Here is a 19,289-nt window from a genome sequence, read left to right as displayed (position 1 = left end):
CCGTAGTTCCTAACCAAGAGGGTTGCGGGGGACTTCTCCAGGATGACCCCGCTCAGGCGCTCCTTTCCGACCAATCGGAGTAGAAGAATCCGTAATCTTTAGATAGGATCAAGGAATGACCCCTCGTGACGATCACAAGAGCGGGATCGAGCTGAAGACGCTCGGCCACCGGATCCGGCACTACCGCCTGCAGCAGGGATTCACGCTCGACGAGCTCGGCGCGGCCGTGGGCGTGGCAGGCAGCCAGCTCAGCCTGATCGAGAACGGCAAGCGGGAGCCCAAGCTGTCGCTGCTGCAGTCGATCGCCGCCGCGACCCACACGGCGGTGACCGACCTCATCTCGGGCGAGCCGCCGAACCGCCGTGCCGCGCTCGAGATCGAGCTCGAGAAGGCGCAGTCGAGCTCGCTGTTCCGCAGTCTCGGCATCCCCCCGATCAAGGTCACGAAGACGCTGTCGGACGAGACCATCGAGTCGGTGCTCGGCCTGCACCGTGAGCTGCAGCGCCGCGAGAGCGAGGCGATCGCGACGCCGGAGGAGGCCCGCCGCGCGAACACCGAGCTGCGGCTGCGCATGCGCGGCCTGAACAACTACCTGCCCGAGCTCGAGCAGCTCGCCGAGAAGCAGCTCAAGGCCGCCGGCCACACCCAGGGCGCGCTGACGCACCGCACCGTCAGCATCATGGCCGAGCAGCTCGGGTTCGAGCTGATCTACGCGAACGACCTGCCGCCGTCGACCCGATCGATCACGGATCTCGAGAACGGCCGGATCTACCTGCCGCCCGCGTCGATCCCCGGCGGGCACGGCCTGCGGTCGATGGCGCTGCAGGCGATGGCGCATCGCCTGCTCGGCCACAAGCCGCCCACGTCGTACGCCGACTTCCTGCAGCAGCGCCTCGAGATCAACTACTACGCCGCGTGCTGTCTCATGCCCGAGGCCAACTCGGTCGCGTTCCTGCAGCAGGCGAAGAAGGACCGCAACCTCGCGGTCGAGGACTTCCGCGACGCGTTCGGTGTGACGCACGAGGCGGCCGCCATGCGCATGACGAACCTGATGACGCAGCACCTGGGCATGCCGCTGCACTTCCTGCGTGTGGGCGAGGCCGGGCAGATCGAGCGCGTGTACGAGAACGACGGCCTGCCGCTGCCCGAGGACGTGACCGGATCGGTCGAGGGCCAGATCGTGTGCCGCAAGTTCGCGGCGCGCGACGCGTTCGATCAGCAGAACCGCACGACCGAGCATTATCAGTACACCGACACCCCGGCCGGCACGTTCTGGTGCTCCACGCAGACCGGCACGAGCGACCGGGGCGGGTTCTCCATCACGGTGGGCGTGCGCTTCGACGACGCCAAGTGGTGGCGCGGCCGCGAGACGCAGAACCGCGAGATCTCGACGTGCCCCGAGGAGAGCTGCTGCCGTCGCGCCCCGGCCGACCAGTCGGCCCGCTGGAAGGGCCGCGCGTGGCCGAGCGCGCGCGTGCACACGCACATCTTCGCGCCGCTCCCCCGCGGCCAGTTCCCCGGCGTCGACGAGACCGCGGTCTACGAGTTCCTCGACCGCCACCAGAGCGCCTGACCGGGTTCAGCCGGGCAGGTGGCGCACGTCCCAGCCGTCCGAGCCGCGCGTGTACTCGAGGCGACGACTCGCGGCTCGTCCGGTCGACGCCCAGAACATCAGGCGGTGCGGGGTGACCGCGAAGCCCGTCCAGGTCTGCGGCTGGGGCGGGTCAGGGTGTTCCCGCGCGAAGTCGGCCCACCGTCGCTCGCGCTCGGCGAGCGAGAGCGTCGCGTACTCCGGGGAGTTCAGCCACGCGAGCTGCTTGAGGTACGGCGGCAGGGCCTCGTAGGCGCGATCCCGCTCGGAGCCGGTGGTGGCGCGGACTGTGCCCTGGACGACGAGCTGCCGCGCGTCCTCCGCCCAGAGGAGGGTCAGCGCGACCCTGGGCTCGGCTGCGAGCTCGGCGACCTTGCTGCTTCGTGCATCCGTATGGAAGAGGAACCGTTCGCCGTCGTAGCCCGTGAGGCGCACCGTGCGCGCGCGTGGGCACCCCTCGGCGTCCACGGTCGAGACGGTCATGAGCATTGCATCCGCCCCCGCCCCCGGAAGCCACGACCGCACGAGGCCCGCGGGATGCGGCGGCGTGGCGTCCGCATGCACCGGGTTCCGCTCCCACCCGGCCGTCGGATCCGGAGTGCTCTCCATGCGTCTCCCTACGCGAATTCGAAACGATCGATCTCAGCCAGCGCCTCGCTGACGAATGCGACGCCCTGTTCGAACAGCACCTTTCCGTGCGCGGCGTTCGCGCCCGTGGGATCGCCGATCACGCCCGTCGGGCCGAAGTCGTCGCTCGTCCAGCCGAACATCACGGGTTTGCGGTTGAAGCCGATGTGCGTCATCGCCGCGATCCTCTCGGGCACGTTCCGTGGCGGCAGGACCGGAGCGACCAGATGGGGAGCGAGGTGCATCATGAGCGACGTCTCCCCGAACCCCGCGTGGATCCCCTGCCCGAGCTCGTCGGGCCGGCCGTCCCGTCCGTCGCCCGCGGTTCCCGCCCCGGACGGCATGGAGAACGAGCGCAGCCCGAAGCGGCGGCGGAGCTCGCGGTTCGCCCAGCCGAGCAGCATGACGTTGCCGCCATGGCCGTTCACGAACGCGATGGTCTTCACGGGGGTCATGGCGATCGCCCGGCCGAGCTCGATCAGCTGATCGAGCAGGGTGGTGCCCTCGATCCACAGCGTGCCGGGGGCCCAGTGGTGCTCGTCCGACTTCGCGTACGTGATGGTCGGAAGCAGCCACGCGTCGATCCCTGCCGCGACGGCGCGCTCGACCGCGGCGGTGGCCACCGCCTCGGCCACGAGGGAGTCCGTGCGCAGGGGAAGGTGCGGCCCGTGGTGCTCGATCGCGCCGATGGGCACCACCGCGACCGAGCGCTCCGAGGTCGCGGCGACGAGCGACGGGCCGGCGAGGTCGTCCCACCGACGGGTCGGGGGAAGGTGTGCATCGGTCATCGGATCGCTCCCTTGACGGGCCCCCGATAGTCGGGGTTGAGCTTGCCGGGGTTGAGCAGGTGCGCGGGATCGGTCTCCGCGGCGAGCGCCACCGTCTCCGCCAGGCGGAAATCGACGTTCCATTGGTGGGGGCTGTGGACGCCGACGCCGAGCGACGTCAGCCGGTCGATGCCGGCATAGACCGCCTCGGGGCTCTCGTAGATGCCCGCGAGCATTCCGATCGGCACGGTGTGCCCCGCCTCGATGTGCAGCATGCCGCCGGGGTAGACGGCCTGCACCTCGTCGATGCGCTCGACCAGCGCATCCCCCGACACCTCGACATGGAAGTACACGCCGGGCTCCGACTTCTGCAGCCATTCGATCGGGTGGTTGTAGCTCAGCACCGACAGTGCGGCCGACACTCCGGGCCCCTCACGCACGTCCTCGACGCGACCTCCCGCGCCCTCGATGACGGCGGTCGCCTCGGCGACGGTCTCGGCATCCGCGATCATGCGCAGCGAGGCGCGTCCCTCGGGAAAGGCGGGGTCCGGCGGCAGCTGCGCCGTGATGTGTGGAGGGTCCGCCGAGACCAGCCGCGGAGTCGGACGGAGCCGCCCGAGCGCGCGCAGCACCGACAGCGCGCCCGCGAACGTCTCGAAGGACGCGTACAGTCCACGCCAGTCCTGCAGCGGCTCGATGCGGACGGTCGCGCGCGCGATGATCCCCGCCGTCCCGTAGTTGTGCACGTAACCGAGGGCCTCGTCCCCCTCCACGTGGATGAGCCGACCTCCGGAGGCGGGTGTGACGACGTCGAGCGCGACGACGAAACCCATGTGGTTGCTGCCGTGCGCGATCGTCCCGGTGCCGCCTGAGCCGCCTGCGAGGAACCCGCCGATCGTCGAATGCACCGTGGAGGGGTACATCCACAGCTGGCGACCGGCCGCCCGCGCGGCCTGCTCGAGCGCCGACATGGTCGCTCCCGCTTCCGCCGTGATCGTGTTGTCCCCGATCTCGACGATGGCGCGAGCCCGCGACGTGTCGATCACCAGGCCGCCCGGCATCGGGATGCCCTGCCCGTAGTTCCCGGTCCCCTTGCCGCGGGGAGTGATCGGGGCTCCGTGGTCGACCGCGAGCTTCACGACCGCGGCGATCTCCTGGGCCGACGTCGGGAACGCCACGAGATCGGCGACGCCGAGGGGCAGCAGCTCGGCGATGATCGGCGACATCCGTGCGCCGTCGACGGAGGCCTTCTCCCGCTGTCGCAGGTCACTGCTGACGCCGCGTGGTCCGAGCAGCCGGGCGAGGTCGGATTCGAGAGCCGAGTAGTCGGGCGGGGTCATGTGTGTCCTCCTGGGCGATGGGGCGGCCGGTAATCTTCAGCCATGACAGACGCGACCGAGGGCTCGGCTGCACCGGGCCGGGCCACGGACGTGGACGAGTCGGCGCGCGCGCTGGGCGCGCGGATCCGGGCGCTGCGTCAGCGCCGGGGAATGACGCTGACGCAGGCGGCCGCGGAGGCGGAGCTGTCGCACTCGTTCCTGAGTCAGGTGGAGCGCGGCCTCGAGCGGCTCAGCATGGCGTCCCTGTTCCGCATCGCGCGCGCCCTGGGGACGACCCAGCAGGATCTGCTCACGGAGGATCCACCGGACCGTCCCGAGGGGGCGTACTACGTCTACCGGCAGGAGTCGGGGTCGCCGGTTGACGCGGGGACCGGGCCCCTGGCCGTTCTCGCGCAGCATCGTGCACGCTTCCTTCCGATGATCTTCTCGGGCGCGTTCGATGACGGCGCCTGGTGGCAGCACGACGAGGAGGAGTTCCTCTACGTGCTCGAAGGGGAGGTCATCGTGTCGCTCGGCGACACCGAGGTCCTTCTTCGCGCGGGCGATGCGACCTACTACGAGAGCGGCATCCGCCACCGGTGGCGCACCCCGGAGGGCGGAAGCTGCCGTGTCCTCGTCGTGAAGGAGCAGCAGCACAGCCGCTGAGGGGCGCGCCACCGGCCGCGTCACTCCATCGAGATGGACGTGTCGAGGAAGTCGTTCGTGTAGAGCGACTCGACGTCGATCGCATCGGCGTCGGCCTGGCTGATGCTGCCCGCGTCGACCAGGAACGGCACGAAGTCGTCGACGATCGTCTGCATGCGCTCGGGGTCGAAGGCGCCGAAGACGCCGGAGGCGGGGTCGTCCTCCACCAGGCCGAGATCGAGCTGCTGCTGCACGGAGTACTCTGCGACGCCCTCGGAGTAGGTCCATCCGGTGTCGTACTGCTCCACCAGGTCGAGGATCAGGGCGATGGCCTTGTCGGGCTCCTCGAGGAAGTCGAGCTGCGACTGCTGCATGATCGGGATCAGCTTCTCGAGGCAGTCGCCGTGCTCCTCGATCGCCTCCGGGCGCACGGCCAGCGGCTCCGGATACACCGACCAGCCGATCTCCGAGAGCAGCTGGTAGCCCACCGGCTTGCCCCATTCCGGGATCTCGTTCTCGTAGATGTACGGTTCGGCGGTGGCGAAACCCTGCTGGAGGATCGTCGGGTCGGACACGAACCGCTGCGGCGTGCCCTCATAGCTCGTGTCGATCTGCGAATCGTCGATCATGCCCTGGGAGCGCAGCAGCGACGGGATGACGTCGCCCGCCGTGACGACGATCGCGCCGTCGGCCGTCGCCTCCTCGATGGTCTGCGCGCCGTCGTGGCTCTCGGGGTCCCACATCAGGATCTGCGGGCTCCAGGTGAGCTGCGACGCGACCGCGACGGTGGGCTGGTCCGCCGCCGCGACGATCGCGGCATCGGTCGTGACCGCGCCCAGCAGGATGTCGGGGTCGAGGTACATCAGCGCCGGCACGGGCTGGAAGTTGACGTTCGGGCCGCCGGGGCGCACTTCGATGTCGACGCCCGTGTCCACTCCCTGCGCGACGAGCGAGCCGGTCACGGTCTTGGTGTCGGTGTCGACCGTGTAGTCGTCGCCGACGAGGTTGTACATGGCGCCGTGCTCGGCCTCGGGCTGCCAGTCCTGCTGCATCACGACGGTCGCGGGGCAGACGTCCGACAGATCGAGCGCGCTTCCGGCCTCGGCGGCCGGGGCGCTGCTCGCGGAGCCGCCGCTGGGCGCGGCGGCGGGGGCGGCGCCCGCGCACGACGCGAGGCCTATGGCGGTGGAGAGGACGACTCCTGCGGCGAGCGCGCGGCGCGTCCGCGCGGCGACGGAAGTGGTGGGCACGGGTTCCTCCTGTGGGGTTGGCTGTGTTCTCGGGGTGGGACGGATCAGGCGCGCCGCGGACGGCGAGCGGTTCGGCGTCGGCTCATCGCTTCTTCCAGCCGAACAGGCGACCGACGACCGCGCGGTCGAGGGCCGCGAAGATCGAGAAGACGACGACGCCGAAGAGCGCGGTGAAGATGATCGCCAGGAAGAGGGACTCCATGTTGAGCCGCAGCGTGTACGTGCGCAGCAGCCCGCCGATGCCCTGGGAGCCCTGCTGGAAGAAGAAGTCGCCCACGATCGCGCCGATGACGGACAGCCCGGCCGCGTTGCGCAGACCGGTGAAGATCGACGGGATCGCGGCGGGGAGCTGCAGCTTCGTCAGCCGCTGCCATCGGGTGGCCTTGTTGAGCGTGAAGAGATCGTGCGCGGACGCCTCGGCCGAATGCAGCCCGAAGAGCGTGTTCGAGATCATCGGGAACACCGCGATGATCACGCACACGACGATGCGCGCCGGGATCCCGTACCCCATCCAGATCCCGATCAGGGGTGTGAGCGCGAGGATCGGGATCGTCTGCAGGATGACCGCGTAGGGATAGAGGATCTTCTCCGCCAGCGTCGACTGCGACATCAGGATCGCCCAGCCCATCCCGATCACCACGGCGAGGGCGAGCCCGATCAGTGCGACCGCGGTGGTCTGGCCGAGCGCCTCGAGCATGGGACCGATGACCTGGGGGTTTCCGAGCGTCTCGGCGAACACCTGATGCGGCGGCGGGAGGAGGAATCGGCGGTCCTCGCTGAGCAGCACGTACGAGACCGCGTACCAGATCGCGACGATGCCGACGAGGGCCAGTGCGATGGGCAGCGCGCGGGATCCTGTCGCACCTGCGACCTTGGCGAAGGATGTGACCTCGCGCGGTGCGTTCTCGCGAGCGGGGGCCATCGCCATCGGCTCGCGGGTCATGATGGCCTCGTCGCTCACGAGTGCTCCTCCAGTGCCTTCGAGATGTGTCCGGCGATGCGGCCGAACTCTGGCTCGTACCGCAGCTCGGGCGGCCGCGGGTACGACCAGGGCAGTTCGATGTCGTCCACGATGCGGCCAGGGCGGCCGCTCATCACGAGCACGCGGCTCGACAGGTACACCGCCTCCGAGATGGAGTGCGTGATAAACATCGCGGCGAAGGACTTCAGCTGGAAGATCCGCTGCAGCTCGGTCTGCATCTTGAGCCGCGTGATCTCGTCGAGCGCGCCGAACGGCTCGTCGAAGAGCGCGAGCTGCGGCTCGGCGACGAGGGCCCTCGCGATGGAGACGCGCATGCGCATGCCGCCGGAGAGCTGGCGCGGGTGCTGCTTCTCGAAACCGTCCAGGCCGACGAGCGCCAGCGCCTCACGAGCGCGGCGGGCGCGCTCCGCGGCCGGCACCCCCGCGAGTTCGCCGACGAGTTCGACGTTCTTCTGGGCGGATCGCCATTCGAGCAGGGTCGCATCCTGGAACACGAAGCTCGTCACGGCGGCGTCGACCTCGAGCGTTCCCTGGCTGACGTCGTCGAGGCCCGACGCGAGCCGCAGGAGCGTGGACTTGCCGCAGCCGGACGGCCCGACGACCGACACGAATTCGCCGCGCGAGACGGAGAGACTCACACCGGCGAGCGCGCGGGTGCCGGTCGCGAACTCCTTGGTCACATCGTCCAGACGGAGCGTCGGGATGGTGGCGGTGGCACTCATAGCGCTACCTCCTTCCTGGTGGAGACGGGGACCACGTCGGACGCGGTCAGTCGGGTCGCGACGACGCGGCCCCGGCGCACGACGATCCGATCGGGGGCCCGCTCGGCGAGCGCCTCCGCCACCGACGCGGCGCGCACGAGGATCATGTCCGCGTCGTCGCCGACGGCGCCGCCGGCCGAGCCCAGTCCGAGCAGCTCCCGGCCCCTCGCCACCACGTTCCACGCCCGGCGGGGTGCGAGATGGCCGGCCAGGACGAGCGCGGCCGCGACGTGCACCATGTCGCCGTTGCCCAGCGGATTGAACGGATCCTGCACGTTGTCGCCCCCGGCGGCGAGCACGACCCCCGCGTCGAGGATGGCCGCGAGCGGGGGCACGGCCCGCGGCGTGGCGACCGGATGCTCCCACCCCTGCAGGTAGAGGTTCGTGAGGGGGTTGGTGATGATGCTCACGCGCGCCTCCGCGGCGGCGTCGAGCACCGCGGCTAGACGATCGGGGGGCTGGACGGCGAGGCTCACACAGTGGCCCGCCGAGCGCGTCATCTCTTCGGGCCAATCCGCGGTGCGCCGGGCGAGGTGGAGCAGGTCCAGAGACTCGGGGTCGAGCGTCTCGTCGGTGTGGAGATCGACGCCGATTCCCATCTCCTCCGCAAGCCCCACGGCGCGGTCGATCTCCCCGTGCGGATCCGTGCTCAGGTGGGGCGCGGCGCCGATCAGGTCGATCCCGAGGGCGATCGCCTCTCGGATCATGCCCGTGTCGCGGAATTGGTCGTGCATCGCGACCACCTGGACGTCCACGAGCCCGCGGTAGTCCTCGCGCGCCTCGAGCACCGCGCGGATCCCGCGCAGCGGATCGACGCCCTCGTGATAGTTGACGTGCGTGCGCACGGCCGTCACTCCCGCGCGTAGCGCCGCGTCGAGCTGCCGCCGGGCGTTCAGCGCGATCCGCTCTTCCGTCACGGCGGACCCGAAGGCCCGCCAGCACGCGACGGCGTCCTCCAGTGAGCCTTCTGGTTCGCCCGCCGCGCTCCAGGTGTAGGCCTTGTCGATGTGGGCATGCAGGTCGGCCGCCGGCGGCAGCAGGAGCCAGCCGGTCGCCTCCACCTCCCGCTCCGCGATGGCCGCCACGGCGGGGGCGAGCGGAGCATCCGGCGGGGCGATGATCCGCCCGTCGGCGATGCTCAGCGTGGTGCTCGAACCGTCCGGCAGCGTGACGCCGCGCAGGGTCGCGATCGCCTGTCCCGGCCGGAGATCCTGGGGGTGGACGCGTCGCACGGCTCTCGCTTTCTCACGTCGATCGGGTCGTCTGGCAGTGTTGGCATGACCAACACTGGGTGTGAGAGCATTCAACGCGCGGCGTGTTACCGGGCACGTCGGCGCGTGTTGCGGGCTCGTAACGTGTCGTGCCGGGACCCCGCCTCAGACCTCTGTTCCGGCGGGATGCGAGGAGGAACGTGAGCTATTTCAGCGACGTGGAGCGTGACCTCGTGGTCGCGGCGCGCACGGATCTCGCCGATGGCGTCGTGGCGTTGGACCTCGTCACCCCGAACGGGCGCGCCCTGCCGGCCTGGACGCCCGGGTCTCACATCGACCTGATCCTTCCCGCGCGGGACGGTGAGGCCCTCGAGCGGCAGTACTCGCTGTGCGGCGATCCGGATGATCGGTCCACGTGGCGCGTCGCTGTGCTGCGCGAGGAGGCCGGCCGCGGCGGCTCGGTGCGCCTGCACGAGGACATCGTGGTCGGCCAGCGGCTGCGAGTGCGCGGGCCGCGCAACCACTTCGCGTTCGAGGTGTCCCCCGGTACCCGCTACCGATTCGTCGCGGGCGGCATCGGCATCACGCCCCTGCGCGCCATGGTCGCGATCGCGGAGGCAGCCGGCGCCGAGTGGACCCTCGACTACTCCGGGCGCTCCCGGCGCACCATGGCGTTCGCGGAAGAGCTCAGTGCGGCCTATCCGGGGCACGTGCGGATCCACGCCTCCGACGAGGGAGACCGCCTCGACGTCCGCGCCTTCGCGGAGGCCGTCGTCGCGGACACGGCCGTCTACGCCTGCGGACCCGCGCGGCTGCTCGAGGCTCTTGAGGGCGCGGTGACGGAGCGTGCGACGAGCGTCGGTCTCGCAGCGCCACGGATCGACGCGCTCCTGCACGTCGAGCGCTTCGAGGCCAAGGAGTTCGGCGAGCCGGTATGGCCCGACCCGTTCGAGGTGGAGCTGGCGCTCAGCGGCGAGGTCGTGACGGTGAACCCGGATCAGTCGGTGCTCGACGCGATCCGCGAGCAGGCTCCCGACGCGATGGTGCTCTCGAGCTGCCGCCGCGGCACGTGCGGCACGTGCGAGGTGGCGGTGCTCGAGGGCGAGATCGAGCACCGCGACTCCGTGCTCACGCCGGTCGAGCAGGCGGACGGCGCCGTCATGATGGTGTGTGTCTCCCGGGCGGCCTGCCCGCGGATCGTCCTGGACCTCTGAGTCCTCGCTCGCCGCGTCAGCGGCCGACGCGTCCGCTCAGGGCACGCACGAGGTCACGCTCGTCCGCCGCGACGAGTCGGTGATCCCGCACGACGACGCGTCCGCCGACGATCACGTGGCGCGGCCGCCGGCCCGGGGCCGCCCACAGCAGCCCCGCGATCGGGTCGGCCACCCCTGCGTCGGCGACGCCGGAGACGTCCCAGACGCACACGTCGCCTCGTGCTCCGGGGCGCAGCTGCCCGAGATCCGCACGACCGAGGCCCGTCGCGCCGCCCTCCGTCGCCATTCCGAGCACCGTGCGCGCCGGAAGCTGCGGGCCGACCAGCCCCGAGATCTGCATCGCGAGCCGCGCGTCGGCGAGCAGGTGGCCTGCGTCGTTCGAGCCGCCACCCGAGGTGCCGAGCCCCACCGGGATGCCGGCCTGGAGCAGGCGGGCCACGGGCGCGATGCCCCAGCCCATGGGGACATCGCAGCCGGGCGCGTGCGTCGCGGTGATCCCCCGTTCCGCGAGCAGGGCGATCTCGTCGTCCGTGACGTCGCACAGGTGCGCGATCGTGACGTCGGGCGCGAGCCACCCCCATTCGTCGAGCAGGTCGAGAGGACGACGACCGTGACGCTGCAGCGCGACCTCGGTGTCGACCTGCTCGTTCGCCTGCGTGCGTCGCCGCAGCCCGTGCCGCCGCGCCACCTCGGCGAGGCGCCGGAACGTCTCCTCCCCGTCGGAGTGCACCCCCGCCGGCCCGACGCCCACCTGCAGCCTGCCGTCCCGCGTGACTCCGCCCTCGTGCCCCTGGGCGAGCAGGCGCTCGGCGATGGCGTCCGCGCTGTCGGCGGCGGCGTGCGCATCGTCGCGCGCCGATCCCCGCACGAACACCAGCCGAGCCCCCAGCTCCCCGGCCGCCGCGGCGACGCCCTCGGCCATCGCGACCGTGCGAGCGACGGGATCGGCACCATCCGGTGCGGGCCAGTTCAGGTGATGGTCCGCGATCGTCGTGACACCGCACAGCAGTGACTCCGCGATCCCGACGGCCGCGGTGGCATGCACCAGGGACGCGTCGATTCCGGCTGCGCCGTAGGCGGCTGCCATGGCCGGCAGCCAATCCCGCATGGGGACGCCACGGGTGCCGGGGAGGGTGCGGAAGCCCGACTGCAGCAGGTGATGGTGGGCGTTCACGAGCCCGGGCGTCAGCACGCAGCCCGTGACATCCAGCGTCTCCGCTCCCGGAACCTCACCGTCGGCCACCAGGCCGTCGGCGCCGATCCCGAGGGGCCCGTCCCGCTCGGTGCGAGCGTCGACCAGGATGCGGCGAGCGCCGATGAGGTTCAGCATGCTCCGTTGATAGCACGCTCCTCGTGCTGTTCACGGTCCACGTTTCCGGACGGAGTGCCCCGCTCCAGGGCACCGGCCCCCTCCGGCCTCCGTTGGTCCGAGTCCAGCTCGGCCGGATCACCGGGCTCGAGGGCGCGCTGCGCGGCTCCTAGGCGATCGAGCGCTCGGCCGCCTCGACCACGTTCGTCATGAGCAGCGCGACGGTCATGGGGCCGACGCCGCCCGGGTTCGGCGACAGGTACCCCGCGACGTCGGCGACATCCGGATGCACGTCGCCGTACACCTTCTGCTTGCCGGTCTCGGGATCCGCCTCACGCGTCACGCCGACGTCCAGCACGGCCGCACCGGGCTTGACGTCCTCGGCCTTGATCAGGTGCTTGACGCCCGCACCGGCGACGATCACGTCCGCCTGCCGCAGGTACGGCCCCATGTCGGGCGTGCCCGTGTGCACCTGGGTCACGGTCGCGTTCACGTCGCGGCGCGTCAGCAGCAGGCCCATGGGACGACCGATCGTGACGCCGCGGCCGACCACCACGACGTGCTTGCCCTTCAGGTCGTACCCGCTGCGCGTGAGCAGCTCGATCACACCGCGCGGCGTGCACGGCAGCGGCGTCGCGATCGGCTCGTTCACGTTCAGCACGAGCCGCCCGAGGTTGGTCGGGTGCAGGCCGTCGGCGTCCTTGGCGGGGTCGATGCGCTCGAGGATCGCGTCGGTGTCGAGGTGCTTGGGCAGCGGCAGCTGCACGATGTAGCCGTGGCACGCGGGGTCGGCGTTGAGCTCGTCGATCAGCGCCTCGACCTGCTCCTGCGTCGCGTCGGCGGGCAGTTCGCGCTGGATCGAGTTCATCCCGACCGCCTCCGACTGCTTGTGCTTCATGCCGACATACAGCTGCGACGCCGGGTCGGCGCCGACCAGCACGGTCGCGATGCCGGGCGTGACGCCCTTCTCCTTGAGCGCGGCAACGCGCTCGGTCAGCTCGTCCTTGATCGCCTTGGCTGTGGCGGTTCCATCCAGCTTCTGTGCGGGCATGATCCGGAGCCTATCCGTCAGAGGCCGGGGTACAGCGGGAAGGCTTCCGCCAGGCGGGCCACCCGCTCGCGCAGGGCCGGGATGTCCGCGCCCGGCTGCAGGGCCAGGGCGATCACGTCGGCCACCTCCGTGAACTCGGCGTCGCCGAACCCGCGGGTCGCGAGCGCCGGCGTGCCGATGCGCAGGCCCGACGTGGTCATGGGCGGGCGCGGGTCGTTCGGCACCGAGTTGCGGTTCACCGTGATGCGGATCTCGTGCAGCAGGTCCTCGGCCTGCTTGCCGTCGATCGCGGCGTTACGCAGGTCGACGAGCACCAGGTGAACGTCGGTGCCGCCCGAGCGGATCGTGATGCCGGCGTCCGCGACATCCTGCTGCGACAGGCGCTCGGCGAGGATCTTCGCACCGCGCAGCGTGCGCTCCTGGCGGTCCTTGAACGCGTCGGTGGCGGCGAGCTTGAACGCGGTCGCCTTCGCGGCGATCACATGCATGAGCGGGCCGCCCTGCTGGCCCGGGAACACGGCGGAGTTGATCTTCTTCGCGATCTCGGGGTCGTTCGACAGGATGAAGCCCGAGCGTGGACCGCCGATGGTCTTGTGCACGGTCGACGAGACGACGTGCGCGTGCGGCACGGGGCTCGGGTGCAGGCCCGCGGCGACGAGGCCGGCGAAGTGCGCCATGTCGACCCAGAGCAGCGCCCCGACCTCGTCGGCGATCGCGCGGAACGCGGCGAAGTCGAGCTGACGGGGGTACGCCGACCAGCCGGCGATGATCACCTTCGGCTTGTGCTCGACGGCGAGGCGACGCACCTCGTCCATGTCGATCATCGAGGTCTCGGGGTCGACGCCGTACGCCACGATGTCGTACAGGCGGCCCGAGAAGTTGATCTTCATGCCGTGCGTGAGGTGGCCACCGTGGTCGAGCGAGAGGCCCAGGATGGTGTCGCCGGGGCGCGCGATCGCGTGCAGCACGGCGGCGTTCGCCGAGGCGCCGGAGTGGGGCTGGACGTTGGCGAACTCGGCGCCGAACAGGTCCTTGGCGCGCTGGATGGCCAGCTCCTCGGCGACGTCGACCTCCTCGCAGCCGCCGTAGTAGCGACGGCCGGGGTAGCCCTCGGCGTACTTGTTCGTGAGCACCGAGCCCTGCGACTCGAGCACCGACACGGGCACGAAGTTCTCGGACGCGATCATCTCGAGGAATCCGCGCTGCCGGTCGAGCTCGCGCTGCAGGACCTGCGCGATCTCGGGGTCGACCTCGGCGAGGGGGGCGTTGAACAGCGGATCGGTCATGGCGATCTCCAGACGACGTGCGGGTAGAAAGTGCTCGCATCGGCCCAGGCGTGCGGTCGAATGCCGTCTCGGTCGCTTCCCGGTGGTGCACCACCTCAACGCCAGTCGCGACACGCCCAGTGTAGCGGCTGCGGGGCGGCCGGCCGCGACGACCTGATCCCGCCAGGGGACGGTCGGAAGAGTCGGGGCCCGGAGCTCCTCCCCCGAGCAGTCCGGGCCCCGCACGGCAGCCGAACCCGAATCGCTGCTGTGCAGCCGGACGCGGATCCCCCTCGCATTCGCGTCCGGCGACGTCTTCATGAGGAGAGACGCACGGATGCCGGATCGGTCACGCGATTCGCCGAGAAATCCTCCGCAGGTGCCCGCGCGCTACCTGGGCACCGTTGGGAGATCCACGCGCGAGCGGGACAATCGAGGGGTCCGCACCCGGCGGCACCCGCCGGGCCATTCCGAAGCAGGTCCGCCGTGCACGCCAGCCCCGCCGATCCGTCGCCCTCCGACGCCGAACTGGTGCGCCGCTCGCGCGCGGGCGACGCGGCCGCCTTCGCGGCACTGTGGACGCGTCACCACGGCGCCGCCCTGACGGTCGCGCGGTCGATCGGCGCCGGCACGGACGCCGACGATCTCGTGCAGGAGGCCTTCGCGCGCGTGTTCGGCATCCTGCGCCGCGGCGGCGGCCCCACGGGACCGTTCCGCGCCTACCTGTTCACGGCCATCCGGAACACGGCCGTTTCGTGGGCGCGGGCGCGACACGACACGGCCGCGATCGACGAGCTCGAGGCGCTGCCCGACCCGGCGACGACGGAGGACGCACGGCTCGCGGCCGACGACCACGGCCTGGTGCTGCGTGCGTTCCGCACCCTGCCGAGGCGCTGGCAGGAGGTGCTCTGGTACTGCGAGATCGAGGGGCTCGGCCCGAGCGACGCCGCTCCCCTGCTCGGCATGTCCGCCGGAGCCGTCAAGCAGCTCGCCTTCCGCGCGCGCGAGGGGCTGCGCGAGGCCTGGATCCAGGCGCACGTGGCGGCGCTCGGCGACGGCGCCGACTGCCGCTGGACCATCGCGCGGCTCGGAGCGCATGCGCGCGGCAGGCTCACCGCCTCGCGACGCGCGCGCGTCGAGGCGCACCTCGACGTATGCCCGCCGTGCGCGGGCGTCGCGGCGGAGGCGCGCCAGGTCGGCATCCAGCTCGCGCCCGCGCTGCTGCCGGCGCTCGTGGGCGCTGCCGCCGCTGCGGCCTACCTCGCGCCGGCGGGCCGCGCCATGGCGATGTCCTCGGCTCTCACGCCGGTTCCCGCCGCCCTGGCCCCGGTCGGCGCCCTCGCCATCGCCGCACCGGGAACGCTCGCGGTCGGCGCGCTGGTGTCCACCGGGGTCGCGACCCTGACGCTCGCCGGGGCGCTCGTCGGCGGCGCCGTCGCCGCTGCGCCGGCCTCGCCCGCACCGCTGTCCGGCACCGCCGCCGTGCAGGAGGCGCCCGCACCGGAGCCCGCCGCTCCGCCGCGCGTGACCGACACGCGCTCGGCCGCGCCGGAGACGACGCCGGCGCCGGCGGTCACGGCTCCCGCGGCGAGCGCTCCCCCGGCTTCCTCGCCCTCGGTGCCGCGTGCCGCTCCGTCCGGTCCTGCGCCATCATCGCCCGTGCCGCCCGGCCCGGCGCCCACGCCGCCCGCCGAGGTCGGCGCCGCGGCGGAGGTCGCGGAGGTCGTCGATGTCGACGTGGCGGCCGACGCGGACGGCGTCTCGGCGGCGGTCGATGCGCTCGACTCGGTCCAGGCCGGGGTCGAGGTCACGGACACCTCGGCGGCTGTGGATGCGTCGGCAGACCTCTCGGCGCCCGGGCCCGTGGACGCGTCGGTCGGGGCCTCGGTCGGGGCGGTCGTCGGCGTGGACCCGAGCCCGGATGGGTCGCTCGACGCCTCCCTCGACGCCTCGCTTGACGTCGACGCGCTCGACGCGGTCGAGGGTGCGACCGGCGCGGGCGTGGACGCCTCGCTCGACGCGACGGTGGGCGCATCGGACGGCGCGGTCCAGCCGGGCGTCGAGCTCGAGGTGGACGGCGACCTCCCGATGCCGATCGGCTGATCGCCGGCTCTGCGGCTTCGGGGCGGGGCGCGGAGGTTCCTCCCCAGGTCCTCCGCGCCCGCACTGCCCCGGCCGGTGCGCGGCACCTCGGTCGTGCCGCACCGGCCCATCGTGAGAAACGGGGCTCGAGAGCCCTCCCCCGAGAACCTCTCGAGCCCCGTTGCGCTGGGAATGGGCATCCCCGGGCGCTTGCCGTCCGCGAGCCCCCCGGCAACGCGGAGCGGACATCGGTGCTCTCACCCCAAGAGATGCGGTCGAGGCGGATCTATTACGCGGGTTCCGGAAGATTTTTCGGAACTCCCAGCCAGGACCCTTTGGAGCCCGGAATCGCCCGATAATCCGGCCCTCCGGTGGCGCGGACACCCCTGTCCGGGACACAATGGGATCCGTGTGCGCGCACCCGACGCGCCCGTGGCGGATGATCACCCGACCCGCCCCTCACCTCGCCTGAGCAGGATCATGACCACCCACGAGACTCCCGACGCCACCGAGACCGCGCCCGACGCGGATCTCGTGCTGCGCTCGCGCTCAGGCGACGGCGAGGCGTTCGGCGAGCTGTGGCGCCGGCACTACCGCTCGGGCGTCGTCGTGGCGCGCTCCGTGACGTCCTCGATCGACCCGGACGACCTCGTGCAGGAGGCGTACGCGCGCATCTTCCAGGCGATCCAGCGCGGCGGCGGCCCGACGGGCTCGTTCCGCGCGTACCTGTTCACATCGATCCGCAACACGGCCGCCGCGTGGGGACGCGCGCAGAGCGAGCAGACGATCGACGAGCTCGAGACGCTCGAGGACCCCGAGTCGACCGACGAGGCGACCCTGGCCGCGCTCGACCGCAGCCTGACCCACACCGCCTTCCGCAGCCTGCCCACCCGCTGGCAGGAGGTGCTCTGGTACACCGAGATCGAGCAGCTCAAGCCCGCCGAGATCGCTCCCCTGCTCGGGATGAAGCCGGTCGCGGTCGCGCAGCTCGCCTTCCGCGCGCGCGAGGGTCTGCGCGAGGCATGGATCCAGGCGCACCTGAACTCGGTCGCGGACGGCTCCGAGTGCCAGTGGGCGATCGAGCGCCTCGGCGCGCACACGCTCGGCAACCTCACCGCGAAGCAGCGCGAGCGCCTCGACACCCACCTGGGCTCGTGCGCCCGGTGCGCGATCGTGGCGAGCGAGGCCAAGGAGGTCGGCAGCCGGCTCGCGCTGGTGCTGCTCCCCCTCACGATCGGCGTGTCCGCCACCGCCACCTATCTCGCGTCGCTGCAGCGCGACGACGCGGCGCTGGTCGCCTTGGCGGCGATGCCGTCGGGCGTCGTCGAGGGCGCCGTGGTCGCCGGCGGCGGCGTGCTCGCCGGTGTGGGCGGCTCGGGTGGCTCCTCGGGGTCTTCCGGCTCTTCGGGCACGGTGTGGACCGTCGGCGGCCTGATCGCCGCCGCGGCGGCCGCCGTCGCCGTCGCGGGCGCCGTGGTCGCGTCGGCCCTGAACCCCGGCGGCGCCTCGCCGACCACCGCGCCCTCCGCGGCCGACGAGGCCGCGCCGCCCGCGGCGGCTGTCGAGGCCGACCCCGCCCTCATCGACGTGCTGGCGAACGCCATGGAGGACGACGCGGAGCCCGCGCCGCCCCGTGCCGCTCCCGCGCCGAAGCCGACGCTCGCGCCCGTGCCCCCGCGTGCCACCGCACCGGTGACGCGCTCGGCCGCTCCCGCCGTCGAGATCGTCGCGCCTGCGCCGACCGAGGTCGCGGACGAGATCGTCGACGAGGTCGAGGCGCTCGACCTCGAGCTCGACGGAGCCCGGGTGCGCGACGACGGCCTGGTCGAGCTCGACGTTCGCGGCGACGCCGATCGCGAGGTCGCCGTCTACGCGCTGTCGGACGCGACCACGGCCGGCGGCGGACTGTCGGTCGGCATGCCGCTGGCCGTCGCGATGGCCGGCACCGAGCCGGCGGTCGTCGGCACGCTCGGCCCGGACGGCACCGCCACGCTCGTGGTGTCGCTCACGCACGAGCAGGCGCTCGCCGACGTGACGCTCGAGGTCGCCTACACCAGCGGAGAGGGCGCACCCGCCTCCCTCTCGCTGAGCGGCCTGGGGATCCGGGACGCGCTGCTCGCTGCGCTCGCGCCGGAGGAGCCCGAAACACCCCCGACGACGAGCGAGCCGGTTGCGCCGACGGACCTCGCACCGATCGAGGTCGTGGGCGTCGAAGCCTCGAAGGAGTCCGGCGAGGTGAGGATCGCCCTGCGCGGCGCGGTCGACGAGGTCGCCGCGGTGACCGCCGGCGGCGCGCCCGTCGCCGACGTGCGCTTCGATTCCACGGGACTCGCCTCCGTGACGCTCGGGCCGGAAGTCCACGGCTACGCGCTCGACTTGGCGGTCGCCGTGACGTACCCCGAGACGAGTGACACCGTCACGCGCAGCCTCGGCGACCTGCTGGCGGGGCAGGACATCCTGATCGACTCGGCGCTCGCGTTCGCGCAGGCGAACCGGGGCGCGCAGCCGGGCGAGATCGTGGTTCCGCTCAGCGGCGAGCCGGATGTCTCGGCGCAGCTCGTCTTCGACGGCGCCGCCCAGACCGTGCGCTTCGACTCCGCCGGCCTCGCGTCCGCCGCACTGACCCCCGCTCCGCAGCAGTGGGCCGCCGACGCGACGTTGAGCATCCGGTACACGTCCCCCGTGGCACAGCAAGGCGAGGCCCGCACGACGCTGTCAGCGGTCGCCGGGCACCTGGCCCCCGCGCCGCCGGCGCCGAGCCTGTGCGATGACGTGCCGCCGGGCCAGCAGCACTTCGTCACGAGCCTCGGCGACGTCGCCGGAGCGACGCTCGTGATCCAGCGCAAGGGCGGCGGGATCGAGACGCGACCCCTCGAGCTCGGGCTGTGCGTCGACGCCCGCGACACATTCGCTGTGGTCGCGGCCGACGGCGCCGAACTGCTCGGCGACGAGCTCGTCCGCCTGCTTCTCCTCAGTCGCTGACCGCGCCTCGCCTAGCTGTACCCGGTCGGCACGTTGGTGACACTCGGGTAGGGAGAAGGCCTCCACGATTGGTGGTGTCTAACGTCACCGAAGTGGAGGCCTTCTCTTGGTCCACCGTAATGCGCGGCTCACTGTCGCGGGCCGTCTGATTCTCGTGCGCCGCGTCCTCGCCGGCCGTCCTGTCGCGCACGTCGCGAAGGAGATGGGCATCTCGCGCCAGTGCGCTCACCGCT

General features: G+C 72.0%; 15 protein-coding genes, 1 pseudogene and 1 riboswitch. Of the genes and pseudogenes, 6 read left to right on the top strand and 10 right to left on the bottom strand.

The features are described 5' to 3' along the window. Nucleotides 1-115: 115 nt before the first annotated feature. Nucleotides 116-1,573 carry a helix-turn-helix domain-containing protein gene (locus tag ACYVGN_RS11760; protein ID WP_460790969.1) on the top strand — a complete coding sequence of 486 codons (1,458 nt, stop codon included), beginning with the start codon at nt 116-118 and terminating at the stop codon, nt 1,571-1,573. Nucleotides 1,574-1,579: 6 nt separating this feature from the next. Here ACYVGN_RS11760 and ACYVGN_RS11755 read toward each other — a convergent pair whose 3' ends face one another. The 3 genes from ACYVGN_RS11755 to ACYVGN_RS11745 are packed head-to-tail and all read right to left on the bottom strand — an operon-like array spanning nt 1,580 to nt 4,325. Continuing rightward, on the bottom strand, nt 1,580-2,200 hold the full coding sequence (locus ACYVGN_RS11755; RefSeq protein WP_460790967.1) for a pyridoxamine 5'-phosphate oxidase family protein: 621 nt from the start codon (nt 2,198-2,200) through the stop codon (nt 1,580-1,582). Between the two features lie 8 nt (nt 2,201-2,208). Next, nucleotides 2,209-3,006, bottom strand: coding sequence for a creatininase family protein (locus tag ACYVGN_RS11750; RefSeq protein WP_460790966.1), 798 nt, complete (start codon nt 3,004-3,006; stop codon nt 2,209-2,211). Next, nucleotides 3,003-4,325: an FAD-binding oxidoreductase gene (locus ACYVGN_RS11745; RefSeq protein ID WP_460790964.1), complete on the bottom strand. Its 1,323-nt coding sequence runs from the start codon at nt 4,323-4,325 to the stop codon at nt 3,003-3,005. The genes ACYVGN_RS11750 and ACYVGN_RS11745 overlap by 4 nt, the downstream gene beginning before the upstream one ends. Nucleotides 4,326-4,367: 42 nt before the next feature. Between ACYVGN_RS11745 and ACYVGN_RS11740 the strand changes: the two genes are divergently transcribed. Next, on the top strand, nt 4,368-4,970 hold the full coding sequence (locus tag ACYVGN_RS11740; RefSeq protein ID WP_460790962.1) for a helix-turn-helix domain-containing protein: 603 nt from the start codon (nt 4,368-4,370) through the stop codon (nt 4,968-4,970). A 20-nt stretch (nt 4,971-4,990) separates the two neighbouring features. Here ACYVGN_RS11740 and ACYVGN_RS11735 read toward each other — a convergent pair whose 3' ends face one another. The 4 genes from ACYVGN_RS11735 to ACYVGN_RS11720 all read right to left on the bottom strand — a co-directional run bounded on the left by ACYVGN_RS11735 (nt 4,991) and on the right by ACYVGN_RS11720 (nt 9,174). After that, the gene (locus tag ACYVGN_RS11735; protein ID WP_460790960.1) at nt 4,991-6,199 is read right to left on the bottom strand and encodes a substrate-binding domain-containing protein; all 1,209 of its coding nucleotides are present in this window, start codon (nt 6,197-6,199) and stop codon (nt 4,991-4,993) included. Nucleotides 6,200-6,281: 82 nt separating this feature from the next. After that, the gene (locus ACYVGN_RS11730) at nt 6,282-7,160 is read right to left on the bottom strand and encodes an ABC transporter permease (RefSeq protein ID WP_343999456.1); all 879 of its coding nucleotides are present in this window, start codon (nt 7,158-7,160) and stop codon (nt 6,282-6,284) included. Next, nucleotides 7,157-7,903 carry an ABC transporter ATP-binding protein gene (locus tag ACYVGN_RS11725; protein WP_460790958.1) on the bottom strand — a complete coding sequence of 249 codons (747 nt, stop codon included), beginning with the start codon at nt 7,901-7,903 and terminating at the stop codon, nt 7,157-7,159. Before ACYVGN_RS11725 ends, ACYVGN_RS11730 begins: the two co-directional genes overlap by 4 nt. After that, on the bottom strand, nt 7,900-9,174 hold the full coding sequence (locus ACYVGN_RS11720) for an amidohydrolase family protein (protein WP_460790956.1): 1,275 nt from the start codon (nt 9,172-9,174) through the stop codon (nt 7,900-7,902). Before ACYVGN_RS11720 ends, ACYVGN_RS11725 begins: the two co-directional genes overlap by 4 nt. A 179-nt stretch (nt 9,175-9,353) precedes the next feature. Here ACYVGN_RS11720 and ACYVGN_RS11715 point away from each other — a divergent pair, with 179 nt between their 5' ends. Next, complete coding sequence (locus ACYVGN_RS11715; protein WP_460790954.1) at nt 9,354-10,367, top strand: PDR/VanB family oxidoreductase; 1,014 nt, start codon at nt 9,354-9,356, stop codon at nt 10,365-10,367. Nucleotides 10,368-10,383: 16 nt separating this feature from the next. On the opposite strand, the gene ACYVGN_RS11710 is transcribed toward ACYVGN_RS11715, so the two are convergent. The 3 genes from ACYVGN_RS11710 to glyA form a co-directional block, all read right to left on the bottom strand. Continuing rightward, nucleotides 10,384-11,697 (bottom strand): amidohydrolase family protein, encoded by a 1,314-nt coding sequence (locus ACYVGN_RS11710; RefSeq protein ID WP_460790953.1) that lies wholly within the window; start codon nt 11,695-11,697, stop codon nt 10,384-10,386. A 148-nt stretch (nt 11,698-11,845) separates the two neighbouring features. After that, nucleotides 11,846-12,727 carry a bifunctional methylenetetrahydrofolate dehydrogenase/methenyltetrahydrofolate cyclohydrolase gene (locus ACYVGN_RS11705; protein WP_460790951.1) on the bottom strand — a complete coding sequence of 294 codons (882 nt, stop codon included), beginning with the start codon at nt 12,725-12,727 and terminating at the stop codon, nt 11,846-11,848. A gap of 17 nt (nt 12,728-12,744) precedes the next feature. Further along, complete coding sequence (gene glyA / locus ACYVGN_RS11700; RefSeq protein ID WP_460790949.1) at nt 12,745-14,013, bottom strand: serine hydroxymethyltransferase; 1,269 nt, start codon at nt 14,011-14,013, stop codon at nt 12,745-12,747. 35 nt (nt 14,014-14,048) lie between these two features. Continuing rightward, nucleotides 14,049-14,132, bottom strand: a riboswitch (ZMP/ZTP riboswitch). Nucleotides 14,133-14,478: 346 nt separating this feature from the next. On the opposite strand from glyA, the gene ACYVGN_RS11695 reads away from it, so the two are divergent. The 3 genes and pseudogenes from ACYVGN_RS11695 to ACYVGN_RS11685 form a co-directional block, all read left to right on the top strand. Next, the gene (locus ACYVGN_RS11695) at nt 14,479-16,095 is read left to right on the top strand and encodes a sigma-70 family RNA polymerase sigma factor (RefSeq protein ID WP_460790947.1); all 1,617 of its coding nucleotides are present in this window, start codon (nt 14,479-14,481) and stop codon (nt 16,093-16,095) included. Nucleotides 16,096-16,554: 459 nt separating this feature from the next. After that, nucleotides 16,555-19,056: a sigma-70 family RNA polymerase sigma factor gene (locus ACYVGN_RS11690; protein WP_460790945.1), complete on the top strand. Its 2,502-nt coding sequence runs from the start codon at nt 16,555-16,557 to the stop codon at nt 19,054-19,056. A 106-nt stretch (nt 19,057-19,162) separates the two neighbouring features. After that, nucleotides 19,163-19,289 (top strand): annotated as a pseudogene (locus ACYVGN_RS11685) (IS481 family transposase); the annotation flags it as partial.

The organism is Microbacterium lacusdiani (assembly GCF_054779895.1).
This window is presented reverse-complemented; position numbering and strand designations above follow the sequence as displayed.